Annotated in this window: 20 protein-coding genes; 16 read left to right on the top strand and 4 right to left on the bottom strand. The window is 66.5% G+C overall.

Features of this window, described 5'->3' with window-relative positions; genetic code table 11:
• Nucleotides 1–38: 38 nt before the first annotated feature.
• From napF to ccmI, 16 genes are all read left to right on the top strand, one after another.
• Entirely contained in the window at nt 39–560 is a 522-nt protein-coding gene (gene napF / locus GPA22_RS13370; protein WP_425483960.1) for a ferredoxin-type protein NapF, read from the top strand.
• Nucleotides 557–880, top strand: a complete 324-nt coding sequence (locus GPA22_RS13365) for a chaperone NapD (protein ID WP_169256551.1) — start codon at nt 557–559, stop codon at nt 878–880. Before napF ends, GPA22_RS13365 begins: the two co-directional genes overlap by 4 nt.
• Before the next feature lies 1 nt (nt 881).
• A complete protein-coding gene (gene napA / locus GPA22_RS13360) occupies nt 882–3434 on the top strand; it encodes a nitrate reductase catalytic subunit NapA (RefSeq protein WP_169256550.1) in 2553 nt (850 codons plus the stop codon).
• A 26-nt stretch (nt 3435–3460) separates the two neighbouring features.
• Nucleotides 3461–4330, top strand: coding sequence for a ferredoxin-type protein NapG (napG, locus tag GPA22_RS13355; protein ID WP_169256549.1), 870 nt, complete (start codon nt 3461–3463; stop codon nt 4328–4330).
• The gene (gene napH / locus GPA22_RS13350; RefSeq protein ID WP_169256548.1) at nt 4327–5208 is read left to right on the top strand and encodes a quinol dehydrogenase ferredoxin subunit NapH; all 882 of its coding nucleotides are present in this window, start codon (nt 4327–4329) and stop codon (nt 5206–5208) included. The genes napG and napH overlap by 4 nt, the downstream gene beginning before the upstream one ends.
• The gene (locus GPA22_RS13345; protein WP_169256547.1) at nt 5205–5654 is read left to right on the top strand and encodes a nitrate reductase cytochrome c-type subunit; all 450 of its coding nucleotides are present in this window, start codon (nt 5205–5207) and stop codon (nt 5652–5654) included. The genes napH and GPA22_RS13345 overlap by 4 nt, the downstream gene beginning before the upstream one ends.
• Before the next feature lie 30 nt (nt 5655–5684).
• Nucleotides 5685–6323 carry a NapC/NirT family cytochrome c gene (locus GPA22_RS13340; RefSeq protein WP_169256546.1) on the top strand — a complete coding sequence of 213 codons (639 nt, stop codon included), beginning with the start codon at nt 5685–5687 and terminating at the stop codon, nt 6321–6323.
• A gap of 115 nt (nt 6324–6438) precedes the next feature.
• Nucleotides 6439–7065, top strand: coding sequence for a cytochrome c biogenesis heme-transporting ATPase CcmA (gene ccmA, locus GPA22_RS13335; protein ID WP_169256545.1), 627 nt, complete (start codon nt 6439–6441; stop codon nt 7063–7065).
• Nucleotides 7062–7739: a heme exporter protein CcmB gene (ccmB, locus tag GPA22_RS13330; protein WP_169256544.1), complete on the top strand. Its 678-nt coding sequence runs from the start codon at nt 7062–7064 to the stop codon at nt 7737–7739. The genes ccmA and ccmB overlap by 4 nt, the downstream gene beginning before the upstream one ends.
• Before the next feature lie 13 nt (nt 7740–7752).
• On the top strand, nt 7753–8517 hold the full coding sequence (gene ccmC, locus GPA22_RS13325) for a heme ABC transporter permease CcmC (RefSeq protein WP_169256543.1): 765 nt from the start codon (nt 7753–7755) through the stop codon (nt 8515–8517).
• On the top strand, nt 8517–8729 hold the full coding sequence (gene ccmD, locus GPA22_RS13320; protein ID WP_169256542.1) for a heme exporter protein CcmD: 213 nt from the start codon (nt 8517–8519) through the stop codon (nt 8727–8729). The genes ccmC and ccmD overlap by 1 nt, the downstream gene beginning before the upstream one ends.
• A complete protein-coding gene (gene ccmE / locus GPA22_RS13315) occupies nt 8726–9172 on the top strand; it encodes a cytochrome c maturation protein CcmE (RefSeq protein ID WP_169256541.1) in 447 nt (148 codons plus the stop codon). The genes ccmD and ccmE overlap by 4 nt, the downstream gene beginning before the upstream one ends.
• Nucleotides 9169–11139, top strand: a complete 1971-nt coding sequence (locus tag GPA22_RS13310) for a heme lyase CcmF/NrfE family subunit (RefSeq protein WP_169256540.1) — start codon at nt 9169–9171, stop codon at nt 11137–11139. Before ccmE ends, GPA22_RS13310 begins: the two co-directional genes overlap by 4 nt.
• Before the next feature lie 8 nt (nt 11140–11147).
• Entirely contained in the window at nt 11148–11744 is a 597-nt protein-coding gene (locus GPA22_RS13305) for a DsbE family thiol:disulfide interchange protein (protein ID WP_169256539.1), read from the top strand.
• Between the two features lie 4 nt (nt 11745–11748).
• Complete coding sequence (locus GPA22_RS13300) at nt 11749–12225, top strand: cytochrome c-type biogenesis protein (RefSeq protein ID WP_169256594.1); 477 nt, start codon at nt 11749–11751, stop codon at nt 12223–12225.
• Nucleotides 12222–13496, top strand: a complete 1275-nt coding sequence (ccmI, locus tag GPA22_RS13295) for a c-type cytochrome biogenesis protein CcmI (protein WP_169256538.1) — start codon at nt 12222–12224, stop codon at nt 13494–13496. Before GPA22_RS13300 ends, ccmI begins: the two co-directional genes overlap by 4 nt.
• A 320-nt stretch (nt 13497–13816) precedes the next feature.
• On the opposite strand, the gene GPA22_RS13290 is transcribed toward ccmI, so the two are convergent.
• The 4 genes from GPA22_RS13290 to GPA22_RS13275 all read right to left on the bottom strand — a co-directional run bounded on the left by GPA22_RS13290 (nt 13817) and on the right by GPA22_RS13275 (nt 17145).
• A complete protein-coding gene (locus GPA22_RS13290; protein WP_169256537.1) occupies nt 13817–15019 on the bottom strand; it encodes a ligand-binding sensor domain-containing protein in 1203 nt (400 codons plus the stop codon).
• A gap of 88 nt (nt 15020–15107) precedes the next feature.
• Complete coding sequence (locus GPA22_RS13285; protein ID WP_169256536.1) at nt 15108–16187, bottom strand: ligand-binding sensor domain-containing protein; 1080 nt, start codon at nt 16185–16187, stop codon at nt 15108–15110.
• Nucleotides 16184–16495, bottom strand: coding sequence for a c-type cytochrome (locus GPA22_RS13280; protein ID WP_169256535.1), 312 nt, complete (start codon nt 16493–16495; stop codon nt 16184–16186). Before GPA22_RS13280 ends, GPA22_RS13285 begins: the two co-directional genes overlap by 4 nt.
• Nucleotides 16492–17145 (bottom strand): tetratricopeptide repeat protein, encoded by a 654-nt coding sequence (locus GPA22_RS13275; RefSeq protein WP_169256534.1) that lies wholly within the window; start codon nt 17143–17145, stop codon nt 16492–16494. The genes GPA22_RS13280 and GPA22_RS13275 overlap by 4 nt, the downstream gene beginning before the upstream one ends.

Genomic DNA, 17145 nt, shown 5'->3' with positions numbered 1-17145 from the left:
TCCGGCAATCCGGGCGCGTGTCCAATGAAAACCCATGAATGTTTCAGGGTATTGCGTGCGTCATGCCGACCTCACGCCGCGGGTTCCTCAGGGGCCGTTTCCGTTCCGATACCGATGTGCTGCGACCGCCCTGGGCGATCGCGGGCGGCGACTTCGAGGATGCCTGCACGCGCTGCGGGGACTGCCTGAAGGCCTGTCCGACCGGCATTGTCGTTGCCGCTCCCGGCGGCTATCCGGGCGTCGATTTCAGCCGTGGTGAATGCAGCTTCTGTGGCGACTGCGTCACCGCTTGCCAGGCCGGCGCGCTGCAGCGAAGCGACGGACTGGCGCCGTGGCGGCTCGCGGCGGTGATCGCCGATGCCTGTCTCGCGCGCCGCGGCATCGAATGCCGGGTGTGCGGCGAGGCCTGCGCCGCCGCCGCGATCCGCTTCCGCCCCAGCCGCGGCGGTGTCGCGCAGCCCCTGTTCGACGCCGAACGCTGCACCGGCTGCGGCGCCTGTCAGGCTCCCTGTCCGGCCGGCGCCATCGCAATGAAGAATCGAGTGGAGATGCCTGCATGAAGATCGCAAGCCTGGTCGTCAGGGTCAGCCCGGAGCACATCGACGCCCTGAAGGACGCGCTGCTGAAGATCCCCGGCGTCGAGCTGCACGGCGCGAGCAGCGAGCTCGGGCGCGTCATTGTCACCGTCGAGGACGGCGAAGGCTATGCCATGACCGATTCCCTGCTGGCTGTGAACGTCGCACCGCACGTGCTCGGCGTCACGCTCGCCTACGAATACACGGACGAAGGTTTGGAACACGAATTGGAACACCCGGAACCGATACCGGGCCTGCCGCTCGCGGGGGACGGAATCGGCAGCGCTCAGGACAAGGAGGCTTGAAATGACCATGGATAGACGCGACTTCATCAAGACCAATGCCATCGCGGCTGCCGCGGCGACCGCCGGCATTGGTATCCCGGTAGTGGCCGAGGCGCAGGCCCAGCCGGCCGGCAAGGCCTCCACCAAGGTGCGCTGGGACAAGGCGGCCTGCCGCTTCTGCGGCACCGGTTGCTCGGTGCTCGTCGGCGTGCAGAACGGGCGCATCGTCGCGACCCAGGGCGACCCGGACTCGCCCGTCAACCGCGGCCTCAACTGCATCAAGGGCTATTTCCTGTCGAAGATCATGTATGGCAACGACCGGCTCACGAAGCCGCTGCTGCGCATGAAGAACGGCAAGTACGACAAGAACGGCGAATTCGCGCCGATCACCTGGGACCAGGCCTTCGACATCATGGCCGAGAAATGGAAGGCCGCGATGAAGCAGCACGGCCCCGACTCGGTGGGCATGTTCGGCTCGGGCCAGTGGACGATCTGGGAAGGCTACGCCGCGTCCAAGCTGCACAAGGCCGGTTTCCGCAGCAACAACCTCGACCCCAACGCCCGCCACTGCATGGCCTCGGCCGTGGCCGGCTTCATGCGCACCTTCGGCATCGACGAGCCGATGGGCTGCTACGACGACATCGAGAACGCCGACGGCTTCGTGCTGTGGGGCTCGAACATGGCCGAGATGCACCCCATCCTGTGGTCGCGCATCACCGACCGCCGCCTGTCGAAGGAAGGCTGCGAAGTGCACGTGTTGTCGACCTACGAGCACCGTTCGTTCGAGCTCGCCGACAACGGCATGATCTTCGTGCCGAACACCGACCTCGCGATCCTGAACTACATCTGCAACTACATCATCCAGAACAAGAAAGTTAATACCGAGTTCGTCAAGACGCGGGTGAACTTCAAGAAAGGCGAGACCGACATCGGCTTCGGCCTGCGCCCGAACCACGCGCTCGAAGCCAATGCCACCAACAACGGCTATCCCGGCGCCGACGGCAAGCCCAAGGGCAACACCGGCGCCGCGACCGACATCGGCTTCGAGGACTTCGCCAAGTTCGTGTCCGAGTACACGGCCGAGAAGGTGTCGAAGCTCTCCGGCGTGCCCGTCGACCGCCTCGAGCGCATGGCGAAGCTCTACGCCGATCCGAAGAAGAAGGTCGTGTCCTTCTGGACCATGGGCTTCAACCAGCACACCCGCGGCACGTGGGTGAACAACATGATCTACAACGTGCACCTGCTGGTCGGGAAGATCTCCGAGCCCGGCAACAGCCCGTTCTCGCTCACCGGCCAGCCGTCCGCCTGCGGCACCGCGCGCGAAGTCGGCACCTTCGCGCACCGCCTGCCGGCCGACATGGTCGTCACCAACCCGATGCACCGCGCGATCACCGAGAAGATCTGGCAGCTGCCCGAGGGCACGATCCCGGAGAAGGTCGGCTACCACGCCGTCGCGCAGAGCCGCGCCCTCAAGGACGGCAAGCTGAAGTGCTACTGGACCAGCACCACCAACAACATGCAGGCCGGTCCCAACATCAACGGCGAGATCTACCCCGGCTGGCGCAACCCGGAAGCCTTCGTCGTCGTCTCCGATGCCTACCCGACCGTGTCCGCGCTGTCCGCCGACCTCATCCTGCCGGCCGCGATGTGGGCCGAGAAGGAAGGCGCCTTCGGCAATGCCGAGCGCCGCACCCAGTTCTGGCGCCAGCAGGTGGCCGCGCCCGGGCAGGCCAAGTCCGACCTGTGGCAGCTCGTCGAGTTCTCGAAGCGCTTCAAGGTCGAGGACGTGTGGCCGGCCGAACTCATCGCCAAGAAGCCCGAACTCAAGGGCAAGACCCTGTTCGACGTGCTGTACAAGAACGGCTCGGTCAACAAGTTCCCGCTCGCCGACGTCGAGAAGACGAACGCCCACGCGATTCCCGGCTACATGAACGACGAGTCGAAGGAGCTCGGCTTCTACCTGCAGAAGGGCCTGTTCGAGGAATACGCGCAGTTCGGCCGCGGCCACGGCCACGACCTCGCCGACTTCGCGATGTACCACAAGGCGCGCGGCCTGCGCTGGCCGGTCGTCGAAGGCAAGGAAACCCTGTGGCGCTTCCGCGAGGGCTACGACCCCTACGTCAAGACCGGCGAGGGCGTGAAGTTCTACGGCCACAAGGACGGCAAGGCGGTCATTTTCGCGCTGCCCTACCAGGATCCGCCGGAGATGCCGGACAAGGAATACGACATGTGGCTGTGCACCGGCCGCGTGCTCGAGCACTGGCACACCGGCTCGATGACCCGCCGCGTGCCCGAGCTGCACCGCTCGGTGCCCGAGGCGCAGATCTTCATGCACCCGGACGACGCCACCAAGCGCGGCCTGCAGCGCGGCATGCTGGTCAAGGTCGCCTCGCGTCGCGGCGAGATCACCGCGCGCCTGGAAACGCGTGGCCGCAACAAGCCGCCCGTCGGCCTCATCTTCATCCCGTTCTTCGACGAAGGGCGCCTGGTGAACAAGCTCACGCTCGACGCCACCTGCCCGATCTCGAAGGAAACGGACTTCAAGAAGTGCGCCGTCAAGGTGCTCAAGGTCTGACGGCATAGGGCAGCGGAGCGCGGATCATGGCTGAAGTGCAGGACAAGCCGGTCGGTCAGGGAGGCCCCTCGCCCCGCCGCCGCTTCCTCCGGGAAGCGGCGGGGGTCGCGGGCGGCGCCTGCCTGCTCTCGCTCGGCGTCGGCCTGTACGCGAAGCAGGCAAGCGCCCTGCCCGCGACCGCCCTGCGTCCGCCCGGCGCGCTCGCCGAGGCGGATTTCCTCGCCGCCTGCGTGCGCTGCGGCCTGTGCGTGCGCGACTGCCCGTACGACACGCTCCGGCTCGCCGAACTCGGTGACGGCATCGCCACGGGCACCCCGTACTTCCACGCACGCCAGATCCCGTGCGAGATGTGCGAGACCATCCCCTGCGTCGTCGCCTGCCCGACCGGCGCGCTCGACCACGGCCTCACCGACATCGGCAAGGCGCGCATGGGGCTCGCGGTGCTGATCGACCACGAGACCTGCCTCAACTTCCTCGGCCTGCGCTGCGACGTCTGCTATCGCGTGTGCCCGGTCATCGACAAGGCGATCACGCTCGAGCGCCAGCACAACCCGCGCTCCGACCGCCACGCAATGCTCCTGCCCACGGTGCATTCTGACCACTGCACCGGCTGCGGCAAGTGCGAAAAATCCTGCGTGCTGCCGGGTGAAGCCGCGATCAAGGTGCTGCCGCTGAAGCTCGCGCAGGGTTCGAAGGCCGAGCACTACCGCAAGGGCTGGGAAGAGAAGGAAGCCGCCGGCGAGTCGCTGATCGGCGAGCAGCTCGAACTGCCCGTGCGCGGCCTCGAAGGCAAGTCCTACGGCGACACGCGTGTCGCGCCGGGGCAGGGGCCAACGCCGGCTCCCGCCGCGCCGGCCCGGCCGGGCAGCGGCCTCGATTCGGGGTGGAAGCCATGAGCGTCGCCGCCGTGCCAAAGGCCGCGCGCCCGCGTGTCGGCGCCGACGCGATCGCCGCCAAGGGTTGGCTGCGCGCGCACCGGTGGCTCATCCTGCGGCGCCTGTCGCAACTCGGCATCCTGGCCGCGTTTCTCGCCGGCCCGTGGTTCGGGCTGTGGATCGTCAAGGGCAACCTGTCGTCCAGCCTCACGCTCGGCGTCCTGCCGCTCACCGACCCCTTCCTGCTTGCACAGTCGCTCGCGGCCGGAACGCTCCCGTACAAGGAGGCCCTGATCGGCACCGGCATCGTCGTCGCCTTCTACCTCGTCGCCGGCGGCCGCGTGTTCTGCTCCTGGGTGTGCCCGATGAACCTCGTCACCGATGCCGCCGCGTGGCTGCGCCGCCGCCTCGGCCTCAAGGGCGGCAAGATCCCCTCGGGCGACACGCGCTACTGGCTGCTCGGCTTCATGCTGCTCGCCGCCTTCGCCAGCGGCAGCCTCGCGTGGGAATGGGTCAATCCGGTGTCGATGCTGCACCGCGGCCTCATCTTCGGCTTCGGCCTCGCGTGGGGCATCGTCGGCGGCGTCTTCCTGTACGACCTGCTGATCGCCACGCGCGGCTGGTGCGGCCACCTCTGCCCGATGGGCGCCTTCTACAGCCTGCTCGGCAGCGCCGCACTCGTGCGCGTCAGCGCCGCGCATCGCAGCGCCTGCGACGACTGCATGGACTGCTTCGCCGTCTGCCCCGAACCCCAGGTCATCCGTCCCGCACTCAAGGCGGCCGGCCAGGACCATCCGGTCATCCTCGACCGCAACTGCACCAATTGTGGCCGCTGCATCGATGTATGCGGCAGGAACGTTTTTCGAATCACGACCCGATTTGATAGGAGCGAGTCATGAAAAAACAGACCCGTAACCTGGCGCTGGCGCTCATTGCCGCCGCAAGCTTCGGTCCCTTCGGCGGACAGGCGCTGGCCCAGCAGGTGCAGAGCCTGCGCGGTGCGGCGGTGGACGCCGCCGAGCCGGCCACGGCGGCGGCGCACGTCCGGCCCGACGGCCCGGCCATCTCGCGCGACTACGTGCAGCAGCCGCCCCTGATCCCGCACAAGGTCGAGGGCTACGAAGTTACCAAGAACTTCAACAAGTGCATGGACTGCCATGCCTGGAGCCGCTACCAGGAGTTCAACGCCACCAAGGTCAGCCTCACGCACTTCAAGGACCGGGACGGCGGCGAGCTGTCGAACATCTCTCCGCGCCGCTACTTCTGCCTGCAGTGCCACATTCCCCAGACCGACGCCAAACCGCTGGTCGACAACACCTTCAAGCGCGCCGAGGGCCTGCGCTGATCCTCGACGCCTAACGGACAGGGAACCACCATGACCCAGGACAACAACAACGCGAAGGGCAGCCCGTGGCAGCGCCTGCGTCGCCTCGCCTTCGGCGTCGTCGGCATTGCCTTCGTCGCCGGCATCATCTTCTGGGGCGGCTTCAACACGGTGCTGGAGCTCACCAACCGTGAAGCCTTCTGCATCGGCTGCCACGAGATGAAGGAAAACGTCTTCAAGGAGTACCGCAACACCATCCACTACCAGAACCGCACCGGCGTGCGCGCCACCTGCCCGGATTGTCACGTGCCGAAGGAATGGATCCCCAAGATCATCCGCAAGATCCAGGCGTCCAACGAAGTCTTCCACCACCTGCTCGGCTCGATCGACACGCCCGAGAAGTTCAACGCCAAGCGCATTCAACTCGCCCAGAACGAGTGGCGCCGCATGAAGAAGAACAACTCGCAGGAATGCCGCAACTGCCACAACTACGAGTACTTCGACTATTCCGTACAGGGGCGGCGCTCCAACAAGGCGCACCAGGCCGGGCTCGCCGAGGGCAAGACCTGCATCGACTGCCACAAGGGCATCGCGCACTCGCTGCCGCCGATCGAGCAGGACATCGGCGCGGCGCATGAAAGTGTCGCGCCCGAGGTGTTCCACCCGCCAGCACCGCCCAAGCAGGACTGAGCTTCCGGCCGTCGCCACCGACCCGCCGCGATTTCATCAATCCACTGATGGGATCGCGGTTTTTCCGCCTGGCGGGACTCCCGAATCGGTCCCGTCTGTGGTTAAATCCACGCCCATGCTTTATGCCAACGCTCTCGCCTGCGTAAAGGGTGACCGCCCGCTGTTCCGAGGCCTTTCCCTGCGGGTCGCTCCGGGGGACCTGCTGCGCGTCGCCGGTCCCAACGGATTCGGCAAGACCAGCCTGCTGCGTATCCTGTGCGGCCTCGCCATGCCCGAGAGCGGCGAAATCCGCTGGAACGACGTCCCCATCAACAGCGACCGCGAAAGCTATCACCGCGCCTTGCTGTACCTCGGGCACGCGCCGTCCCTCAACGACCTCCTCACGCCGCTGGAGAACCTGCGCTTCGCCTGTTCCTCGGGCGGCGACAAGGTCGACGAGGATGCCTGCATCGATGCCCTCGTGCGCATCGGCCTCGCCCAGCAACTCGACCTTCCCGCCCGCGTCCTGTCGCAGGGGCAGCGCCGGCGCGTCGGCCTGGCCCGTCTGTTCCTCGAAGCCGACCGCAAGCTGTGGATCCTCGACGAGCCCTTCACGGCCCTCGACGTCGCCGCCGTGGCCGACCTGACCGCCACCCTTTCCGAACACTGCGCCGCTGGCGGCATGGTGGTGCTCACCACTCACCAGGATGCGCCTTTCGCCAAGGCCCCGGCGGTGCTCGATCTTGCCGAGGTAGCCTGTTGAGCCGCGCCCTGGGTCCCTTTGCCGCGGTCCTGAGCCGCGATCTCCTGCTCGCCTGGCGCGGACGCGCCGACGTCCTCGTCACGCTCGCGTTCTTCGTCGTCGTCGTCTGCCTCTTTCCGTTCGGGGTCGGCGCCGAGCCCAACCTGCTGCGCACCATCGCGCCCGGTGTCCTGTGGGTCGCCGCGCTCCTGTCCACCCTGCTGTCGCTGCACCGCCTGTTCGCCCAGGACCACGCCGACGGCACGCTCGAACAGCTGCTGCTGACCCCCGAGCCCACCGTCCTGTGGGTCGTTGCCAAGATCTCCGCCCACTGGATCGCCACCGGCCTGCCGCTGGTGGTAGTCGCGCCGGGGCTTGCGCTGTTGTTTGACGTGGAGCAAGGTGCGCTGGGGGTGCTGATTCTATCGTTGGCGCTCGGGACACCGATCCTCGCGCTGCTGGGGGCGGTCGGCGCGGCCCTCACGCTGGGCCTGCGCGGGGGCGGCATGCTGCTCGCGCTGCTGGTGCTGCCGCTGTTCGTGCCGGTGCTGATCTTCGGTGCCGGTGCGGTGGACGCATACCTGTCGGGCTCCGGTGCACAGGCACATCTTTTGCTTCTTGGTGGCGGGCTGTTGGCGTCGCTGGCACTGGCGCCGTTGGCCTGTGCGGCCGCACTCCGAATCGCAGTTGAATGATGAAATGAAAGACATGCAAAAGCCTGAACGCAGCAAGAGCCTCTTCCGCTTTGCCGCGCCCCAGATGTTCTACCCGCTGGCGGGCAAGCTGGCTCCCTGGTTCGCAGGCGTCGCGGCGATCCTCGCGGCGATCGGCATGTGGCTCGGCTTCTTCGTCGCGCCGACCGACGCCGTCCAGGGCGAGGTCTATCGCGTCATCTACATCCACGTCGCCGCGGCGTGGATGTCCATGTTCGTGTATCTGGTGATGGCCTTCTGGTCCTTCGTCGGCCTGGTCATGAACACCCGCCTGTCCTTCATCATGTCGCAGGCGCTCGCGCCCACCGGCGCGATGTTCTGCTTCGTCGCGCTATGGACCGGCGCGCTGTGGGGCAAGCCGACGTGGGGGGCCTACTGGGTGTGGGACGCGCGCCTGACTTCCCAGTTGTTGCTCCTTTTCCTGTATTTGGGATTCATGGCGCTCACGCGTGCGATCGAGGATCCCCGTCGTGCCGACAAGGCCGGCGCGATCATCGCCCTCGTCGGCGCCGTGAACGTGCCCATCATCTATTTCTCGGTGAAGTGGTGGAACACCCTGCACCAGGGCGCATCCGTCAGCCTCAACAAGGCGCCCTCGATGGCGACGACGATGCTGACCGGCATGCTGGTCATGGCGCTCGCCGCGTGGGCCTACACCATCGCGGTCACGCTGTGGCGCGTGCGTTCCCTCATCCTGGAACGCGAGCGCCACACCGATTGGGTCATCGCCGAACTGAACGCGCAGGAGGGCAAGGTCTGATGCAGTGGGAATCCTGGAGCGCCTTCTGGGACATGGGCGGTTTTGCCTTTTTCGTATGGGGCAGTTACGGCTTGACGCTGCTGCTCGTCGTCGGGGAACTGATCCTCGTCGTGCGTCGTCGTAGGGATACCGTGCGACGCCTGTTGCGCCTGCGCCGGGCCAATGTGGCCGGTGTGGGCGGGCGTCGTGCTTTTGAGGAGATCGTTGAATGAAACCCCGTAGCAAACGGCTGATGCTGCTCGGCGGTGCCGTTGCACTGTTGGTCGGGGCGGTGGCGCTCGTGCTGTCCGCCTTCCAGGAGAACCTCGTGTTCTTCCATACCCCCACCGAAGTGGCCGCCGGCAAGGCCCCGAACGGCCGTACCTTCCGCATCGGCGGTCTGGTCGAGCAGGGCTCGATCAAGCGTGCGGCCGACGGCCTGACGGTGCAGTTCGCGATCACCGACACCGCGAAGACCATTCCCGTCACCTACAAGGGTTCGCTGCCCGACCTCTTCAGCGAGGGCAAGGGCGCGGTCGTGCAGGGCAAACTGGGCCCCGACGGGCAGTTCACGGCCTCGGAAGTGCTCGCCAAGCACGACGAGAACTACATGCCGCCTGAAGCGCAGCACGCGGTCGACCAAGCGCACAAGACCGAGCAGACGGTGAAGCAATGATTCCCGAACTTGGTCATTTTTCGCTGATCCTCGCGCTGATTCTCGCCCTCGTGCAGGGGGTGGTGCCGCTCATCGGCGCGAGCCGCAACCGCCTGGCGCTGATGTCGGTCGGCCGCACGGCCGCGCAGGGCCAGTTCCTGTTCATCGCCTTCGCGTTCGGCTGCCTGACGTGGTCCTTCATCAACAGCGACTTCTCGCTGCAGCTCGCCGCGAGCAACTCGCACTCCGCCACCCCGCTGATCTACAAGATCACCGGCGTGTGGGGCAACCACGAAGGCTCGCTGCTGCTGTGGGCCATGTCGCTTGCGCTGTGGACCGTCGCCGTCACCGTGTTCAGCCGCAACCTGCCCGAGATCTTCATGGCGCGCGTGCTGGGCGTGCTGGGGCTCGTCAGCACCGGCTTCCTGCTGTTCCTGCTGGTCACCTCCAACCCCTTCGACCGCATCCTGCCCGGTGCCCCCGAAGGTCGCGACCTCAACCCGCTGCTGCAGGACCCGGGGATGATCATCCATCCGCCGCTGCTGTACATGGGCTATGTCGGCTTCTCCGTCGCGTTCGCGTTCGCGATCGCCGCGCTGCTGTCCGGCCGCATGGACGCTGCCTGGGCGCGCTGGTCGCGGCCGTGGACCACCGTCGCGTGGATCTTCCTCACCGCCGGCATCGCCATCGGTTCGGGCTGGGCCTATTACGAGCTCGGCTGGGGCGGCTGGTGGTTCTGGGATCCGGTCGAGAACGCCTCCTTCATGCCCTGGCTGGTCGGCACCGCGCTGATGCACTCGCTCGCGGTCACCGAGAAGCGCGGCGCGTTCCGCAGCTGGACCGTGCTCCTCGCGATCGCCGCGTTCTCGCTCTCGCTGATGGGCACCTTCCTCGTCCGCTCCGGCGTCCTGACCTCGGTGCATGCCTTCGCCACCGACCCGGCGCGCGGCCTGTTCGTGCTCGCGCTGCTCGTGCTCGTGATCGGCGTCTCGCTCGCGCTGTTCGCGTGGCGCGCGCCGACGCTGGCGGGCGGCGGCAGCTTCGGGCTGATCTCGCGTGAATCCTCGCTGCTCGCCAACAACGTGCTGCTGTCGGTCGCCAGCGGCTCCGTGCTGCTCGGCACGCTCTATCCGCTCTTCATCGATGCGCTGAACCTCGGCAAGATTTCGGTCGGACCTCCGTACTTCGAGACCGTCTTCGTCCCGCTGATGACCCCGGTGGTCGTGCTGATGATGATCGGCCCCTTCATCCGTTGGAAGGGTGACGACGGCAACAGCGTCCTGCGCAAGGTTGCGCCGGGCATTGTCGGCAGCCTCGTGATCGGTGCCGGCACGGCCTTCGCACTGGGGCACGTGAGCTGGCGGACCGTGCTGGGGCTTTCGCTCGCGGCGTGGGTCATCATCGGCAGCGTCCAGATCCTGTGGCAGCGCATTGCCGACCGCCGCGGCGCCGGTGCCGGCGCACGCCTGCGCAGCATTCCGTCCGCGTGGTGGGGCATGTGGTTCGCCCACCTCGGGATCGGCGTCTTCATCATCGGCGTTGCCTTGGTCGGCAGTCTCAACACGCAGATGCAGGTCAAGATGCTGCCGGGCGACACGGCGCAGCTGGCCGGCTACACCTTCACCTTCCGCGGTGCGAAGGAGGTCTCGGGGCCGAACTACGCGGCGGCGCGCGCGACGATCGACGTGACGCGCGGCGCGGCCAAGGTCGCCACGCTGAGCCCCGAGAAGCGCTTCTACCAGGCGCAGGGCATGCCGATGACCGAAGCCGCGATCGACATCGGTCTTTTCCGCGACGTGTATGTGAATATCGGCGACCAGCTCGACGACGGAGCATGGGTCGTCGGTCTGTTCTACCGCCCGTTCATCAGCTGGATCTGGTTCGGGTGTGCGTTGATGGCGCTCGGCGGCATCTTTGCCGCATCCGACCGCCGTTACCGTCGTCTGGCCGAGCGCGAGGCCCCCGCGGGGGCGCGCCAGGCCGCATGAGAGGTTCCATGAAAGCGAAGTTCCTGATTCCCCTCTTCATTTTCCTCGCGCTGGCGGGCTTCCTCGGATACGGGCTCAAGCTCAATCCGCGCGAAGTGCCGTCGCCGCTCATCGGCAAGGCGGCGCCTGCATTCCGGGTGCCGCAACTGCAGGCCGAGGACAAGACCATTTCGCCCGAGGACATGAAGGGGCGCGTCTGGCTCCTCAACGTCTGGGCGTCGTGGTGCGTGTCGTGCCGTTATGAGCATCCGGTTCTGGTGCAACTGGCCCGCAACAGCCCGGTGCCGATCGTCGGGCTCAACTACAAGGAAGTGCGCGGCGACGGTGCCCTCGACGCCAAGGCTGTCGACCCCGCGACCGAACTGGCCACCGCACGTCAACGTGCGCGGCAGTGGCTCGTCGAGCACGGTGGCGACCCGTACATGGCGTCGGCGGTCGACCTCGACGGGCGCGTCGGCATCGACTACGGCGTGTACGGCGTCCCCGAGACCTTCCTGATCGACCAGCAGGGCGTGATCCGATACAAGCACATCGGCCCCATCACCCCGGAGTCGCTGCGCGACGTGCTGCTGCCGAAGATCGCGGAGTTGCAACGTGCGAGCTGACCTGATGCGCCGCCTGGCGCTTGTTGCTGCCCTGCTGCTCCCCGTTGCGGGACATGCCGGCGAAGCCGCACCGGTGACCGACGATCCGGTTCTCGAGGAACGTGTCATGCGCCTGTCGCACGACCTGCGTTGCCTCGTGTGCCAGAACCAGTCGATCGCCGAATCCAATGCACCGCTGGCCGTTGACCTGCGCAACCAGGTGCGGGAGCAGTTTCAGGCAGGGAAGGACGAAGCAGCCGTCGTCGACTATCTGGTCGCGCGTTACGGCGATTTCGTCCTCTATCTGCCGCCGTTCAAGGGCACCACGCTGTTGCTGTGGCTCGGGCCGGGGCTTCTGCTCGTGGCAGGCGCAGGGTGGCTTGCGTGGCGCCTGCGTAGCCGCGTCCGCGAAACTCCGCACGCCCTGAGTGCGGAAGAACATGCCCGTGCCGCAGCACTGCTTGACGGCACCGCCAAACCTTCCCGGGAGTCCCGCTTGTGACTGTTTTCCTGATTCTGGCCACCATGCTGGTGGCCGGTGCCCTGCTGCTCGTCATCCCGCCCATGCTGGGCGCCGGAGCGAAGGCGCGCGAACACGCGGCGCGGCAGGAGCAGGCGCGTACGGTGCTGGTCGTGTTGCGCGAACAACTCGCGGAACTCGACGCCGAGCGGGCCGCCGGACGCATCGCCGAAGCGGATTACCAGCGGTCGCGCGACGAAGTCGAACAGCGTGCGCTGGCCGAAGGGGGGACGGCGGAGGCCGGCGTTGACGGTGCGCCGGCACGCGGATGGGCGTTGGGCGTCGTGTTCGCCGTGCCGGTACTCGCGGTCACCGTTTACATGCTGCTCGGCACCCCGGCGGGACTCGATCCCGAGAACCTGAAGCCCGCGCCCGAAGCCGGCCACCAGATCACGCCCGAGCAAATGCAGGCCATGGTGGCCCAGCTCGCAGAGCGTCTCGAGCGCGAACCGGACAACGTCCAGGGCTGGATGATGCTCGGCCGTTCGTATGCCGTCATGCAGAACTTCCAGGGCGCCGTCGCGACCTGGCAGAAGATTGGTGCACAGATACCGGAGCAGGCCGACATTCTGGCCGACTGGGCCGACCTGCTTGCGGGTGCGGCGGGGCGCAAGTTCGAAGGTGATCCCGATCGGCTGATCGTGCGGGCTCTTGCGCTCGACCCGAACCACGTCAAGGCGCTCGCCCTGTCGGGCACGTCGGCCTTCCGGCGGGGTGACTACGCCCAGGCGTCGGCCCAGTGGGAGAAGATCCTCGCCAGCCTGCAGCCCGGCGTCGAACCCTATCCGTCGATTCTGGCCAGCATCAACGAGGCGCGCACCAAGGGCGGCCTGCCGCTGCTGAGCCCGCCTGCGGGGCCGCAGGCGGCCGGGATGGCGGGTGGTGGGGGCGCAGCAGAGCAGGGTGGCGCCGCGAGCACTGCACTGACCCTGCGCGGGCGGCTCAGCCTCGCACCGGAACTTGCGAGCAAGGCCGGTGCCGACGATACGATATTCGTCTTCGCGCGCCCGGCGCAGGGCGGCATGCCAATCGCCGCCCTGCGCATCCGCGCCGGCGAACTCCCGGTCGATTTCGACTTCGCCAGCGCCCAGCGGATGTCGCAGGGGCCTCTGCCGGCACAGATCGCGATCGGCGCACGGCTGTCGAAAGGCGGCAGTGCAACGGCGAGCGCGGGCGACCTCGAGAGCCAGGCGGTGCTCGCAGCGCCCGATGCCGAGGGTGTGAGCATCGTTATCGACCGCGTGCGCAAGTAACAGGCAGACGCCGATATCGGCGAAGGGGCGCGGTGCTTCGGCAGCGCGCCCCTTCGTTCATTTGGGGCCCGCGCTTCGCCTTCGGGTTCCACGTCTCGACCCGCATGATGCGCCGCTGATTGGTCGCCGCCCCGCCGAAATCCTGCCTCGCCCGCTGCGCGGGCCATACGCCGAAGCCCAAGAGCCGTGGCGCGAAGTCGCGTGGTGCTCGCACACCGCAGGATGTGCGACGCACACACGGATGGGGCGGACCCGCAAAGGAAAAGGCCGCCCCACTTGCGTGGGACGGCCTTGCAGGGTGCTGCGCAGGTCTCGTCGGCTCAGGTGTTCGGACGGATGTGCGAGACGCCACCGTAGCTGCCGACCCACAGATCACCGTCCTTCGTCGTGGTCATCGAGAACACGGTGTCGCCGAAGAGTCCATCCGCCGACTTCATGATGCGGAACTGTTCGCCGTCCTTCATCGCCAAGCCGTTGTTCGTGCCGATCCAGAGGCGGTTCTGCTGGTCACGATGCAACATGAACACGTGGTTGCCGGGCAGACCTTCGACCGTGGTGTAGTTGGTCCACTTCCCGTCCTTGTAGTGGGCGAGGCCGCCGCCCCAGGTGCCCGACCAGACCGAGCCGTCCTGGTCAACGACGAGCGAAATGATGTAGTTCGGGTTGTAAGCCTGGTCGATCCCTTCAAGGCCCATTTCGCGCTTCTGCTGGGCGTGGTGCAGGGATTCCTTGGCCGGATCGCTCTTGTAGGCGATATCCTGCTTCACCTTGTCGTAATCGGCGCCGATGCCGCGCGAGTGGTTCCAGTTCTCCCACTTGCCGTCGGCAAAGTGTGCCATGCCCCCTTCCGTTGCCAGCCACATGTCGTCGTTCTTGCCTTCGGCCAGACCGTACACCCAGTCGTTCGGCAGGCCGCCGCCAGTGCTCTCGACCGTATGCAGTTCCCAGGCGGAGGGGTCCTTCAGCTTGCCACCGCGCACGCGATTGACGCCCGACCAGGTCGCGATCCAGATGTCGCCCGAACGGGTCTCGACCACGTCATAGACGAACGCGTCGCCGAGGCCTTCCGGAATGTTGTAGGTCTCCCACGTGCCGGTCTTTTCGTCGAGCATGGACATGCCCCCGCCGTAGGTGCCGACGGTGATCTTGCCCTGGATGCGGCCGACGTAGAACATGCCGTTCGACAGCAGGCCGTTCTGGTTGTCGTACATCTTGTACTCGTCGGTGCGCGTGTTGTAGCGGATCACACCACCCGAGGTAGCGACCCAGACGTTCCCGTCGTCGACGTAGATCTTCTTGACGTTCTTGTTGCCGACGCGGAAGTGGGTGAATTTTTCGTTCGGGTCGACACCGACCTTGCCTTCACGGATTTCCTGCCCGCCCGCTGCGGGCATGGTGCCGGCCGGAGCGCTGGCGACGGCCGCAGGTGCGGGGGTTTTGCCCTGTTGTTGGCCAAGCGTGTAGGCGCCGGCAATCGCGACGACGCCGACGATGGAGGCTACGGCTGCAACTTTGTAACTCATGCGAAAAACTCCAGTTTAAGTTCCGGTTGCCGGCTGCCGGGCCAGGACCGTTCAGGGTCAGGTTGGCCCAGCCGACGGTGACAGTTCCTTATTTGCCGATGACCGCAACGCCGCGGCGCGTGCCCACCCAGACGTCGCCGTTGGCGGCGGCTGCGATCGTGTAGACGTGGGAATCGAGCAGGCCTTCCTTGGTCGTGTAGGAGCGCCACGTCTTGCCGTCGAAGCGCGATACGCCCTTGTCGGTGCCGAACCACAGGACGCCCTGCTTGTCCTGGGCGATCGAGTACACGATGTTGCCGACGAGCCCGTCCTTGCTGTTGTAGTTCTTCCAGGTCTTGCCGTCGAACCGGGCGACTCCGCCCCCCCAGGTGCCGACCCATGCCGTGCCTTGCGGGTCGATGTGCATGGCGAAGGAGTAGTTCGGGTTGTAGGTCGGCTGCCCGTGTTCCATCGTCGTCAGGTCATGGCGCGAGCGCGTGCCGAGGCCGGTGTTGCTGGAGGCCGGCAACTGGTCGACGTTGGGCGCCCCCAGCCCGTCCTTGTGCGTCCAGGACTTCCATTCCTTGCCGTCGAACATCGACACGCCGCCCTCGGTGGCGAACCAGACGCGCCCCTTGGCGTCGACGTCGAGGCCGTACACCCACTCGTTGATGAGTTCCTTGACGTACTTCTTGAATTCGCCGGTCTTGACGTTGAAGTGATTGACCCCCGCCCAGGTGCCGATCCACAGGTTGCCGTCCTTGTCGTTGGCGTAGGAGTAGATCCAGTAGTCGGCGAGGCCGTGCATCGGGAAGTAGGTCTTCCACTTGCCGTCCTTGTAGCGCGAGGCGCCGCCCGCATTGGTGCCGAACCACTTGTAGCCCTGCGTATCGATGCCCACCGCGAACACGTATTCGTTCGCCAGACCGTCCGCGCGGGTGAAGGTGTTGCGCGGCTTGCGCGTGTTGAGGTCGATCTCATGCACGCCGGTCGATGTTCCCACCCAGATCGTGTTGGTGCCGGGTTCGATCGTCAGTGCCCTGACATACACGCTGTCGCCGACATTGAAGGTCTCGCGGACCCGGTAATCGGGCGACGGGGTCTGGGCGGTGGCGGCGCCGGTCATGCAGGTAAGGGCCAGTGCGGCCGCCGTCAGGGCGCGCCGTGCGTGCTGCGGGTTCAGGGTCATCGTTGAAGTGTCCGTAGATAGGCGATTACGTCGAGGATTTCTTGATCCCTAAGAATGCCGTTGAATGATGGCATCGTCATTTTTCCGGCCTTGATGCTCGCGAGCAATATCATGTCGGGCTGCATCAGTCTCTCGCCGCGTGCAAACTTCGGTGCGTTCGGGATCGCGCTGTTGCCGCCCGGGCCGTGGCAGCCGATGCAGTGCTGGTTGTAGATGCGTTGTCCTTCGACGACGTTCGCCGCGAGCGCGGCTCCTGGCGCGGCAAGTGCCGCGACGAGGAGCGCTGTCAGTCCACCGATCGCTTTCATTTGCGCGCACCCTTCTTGTTCGTGCCGAGGATGCCCGCGAGCCGCGTTTCCCATTGTTCCGCCTTGGCCGTGTCGGTCGCGAGTCCGTACTTGCCCGTCCGGTAGCCCTGCGCGACCGCCTTGATTGCGTCCACCTCGCCGAGTTCGGCCGCCTTGAGCAGCATCGCGCCCGCTTCCGGCGTTTCGGAATTGTCCGCGTCGAGGCGCTTGTCGTTGTGGACGAAGGCGAGCGCCATCGTGATGATCGCGAGGTTGTGTCCCTTTGCCGCGGCTGCGCGCATCAGCCGACCGGCATCGGACGGATTGGAGGCCTTGGCTTCGCCGGTGAAGTACATCTTCGCCAGCCCGTATTCGCCATCCAGGTTGCCCTGTTCGGCGGCCTTCTGGAGATATTGCGCGGCTTCGTCGTCGAGTTCGGCGCTGTCGAGAATGGAGCCGTACAGCGCCTGTGCGGCGGCGTGGCCCGCGTCGGCGGCCTTCTTGAGCGGATCCATCGCACCGGCGACGTCATTGACGCGATACGATGCGCGCCCCTTCTGATAGTCGGCCTCCGCGTCAGCCAGGGCCGCGGGCACCACGGCGGCCAGGGCCAGGGCGAGAAGCACGTGGCTGAAAGCGGGAACGATCTTCTCAGTTCCGGGAAGCTTCAT

Source organism: Aromatoleum toluvorans (assembly GCF_012910905.1).
Lineage (GTDB): Bacteria > Pseudomonadota > Gammaproteobacteria > Burkholderiales > Rhodocyclaceae > Aromatoleum > Aromatoleum toluvorans.
This window is presented reverse-complemented; position numbering and strand designations above follow the sequence as displayed.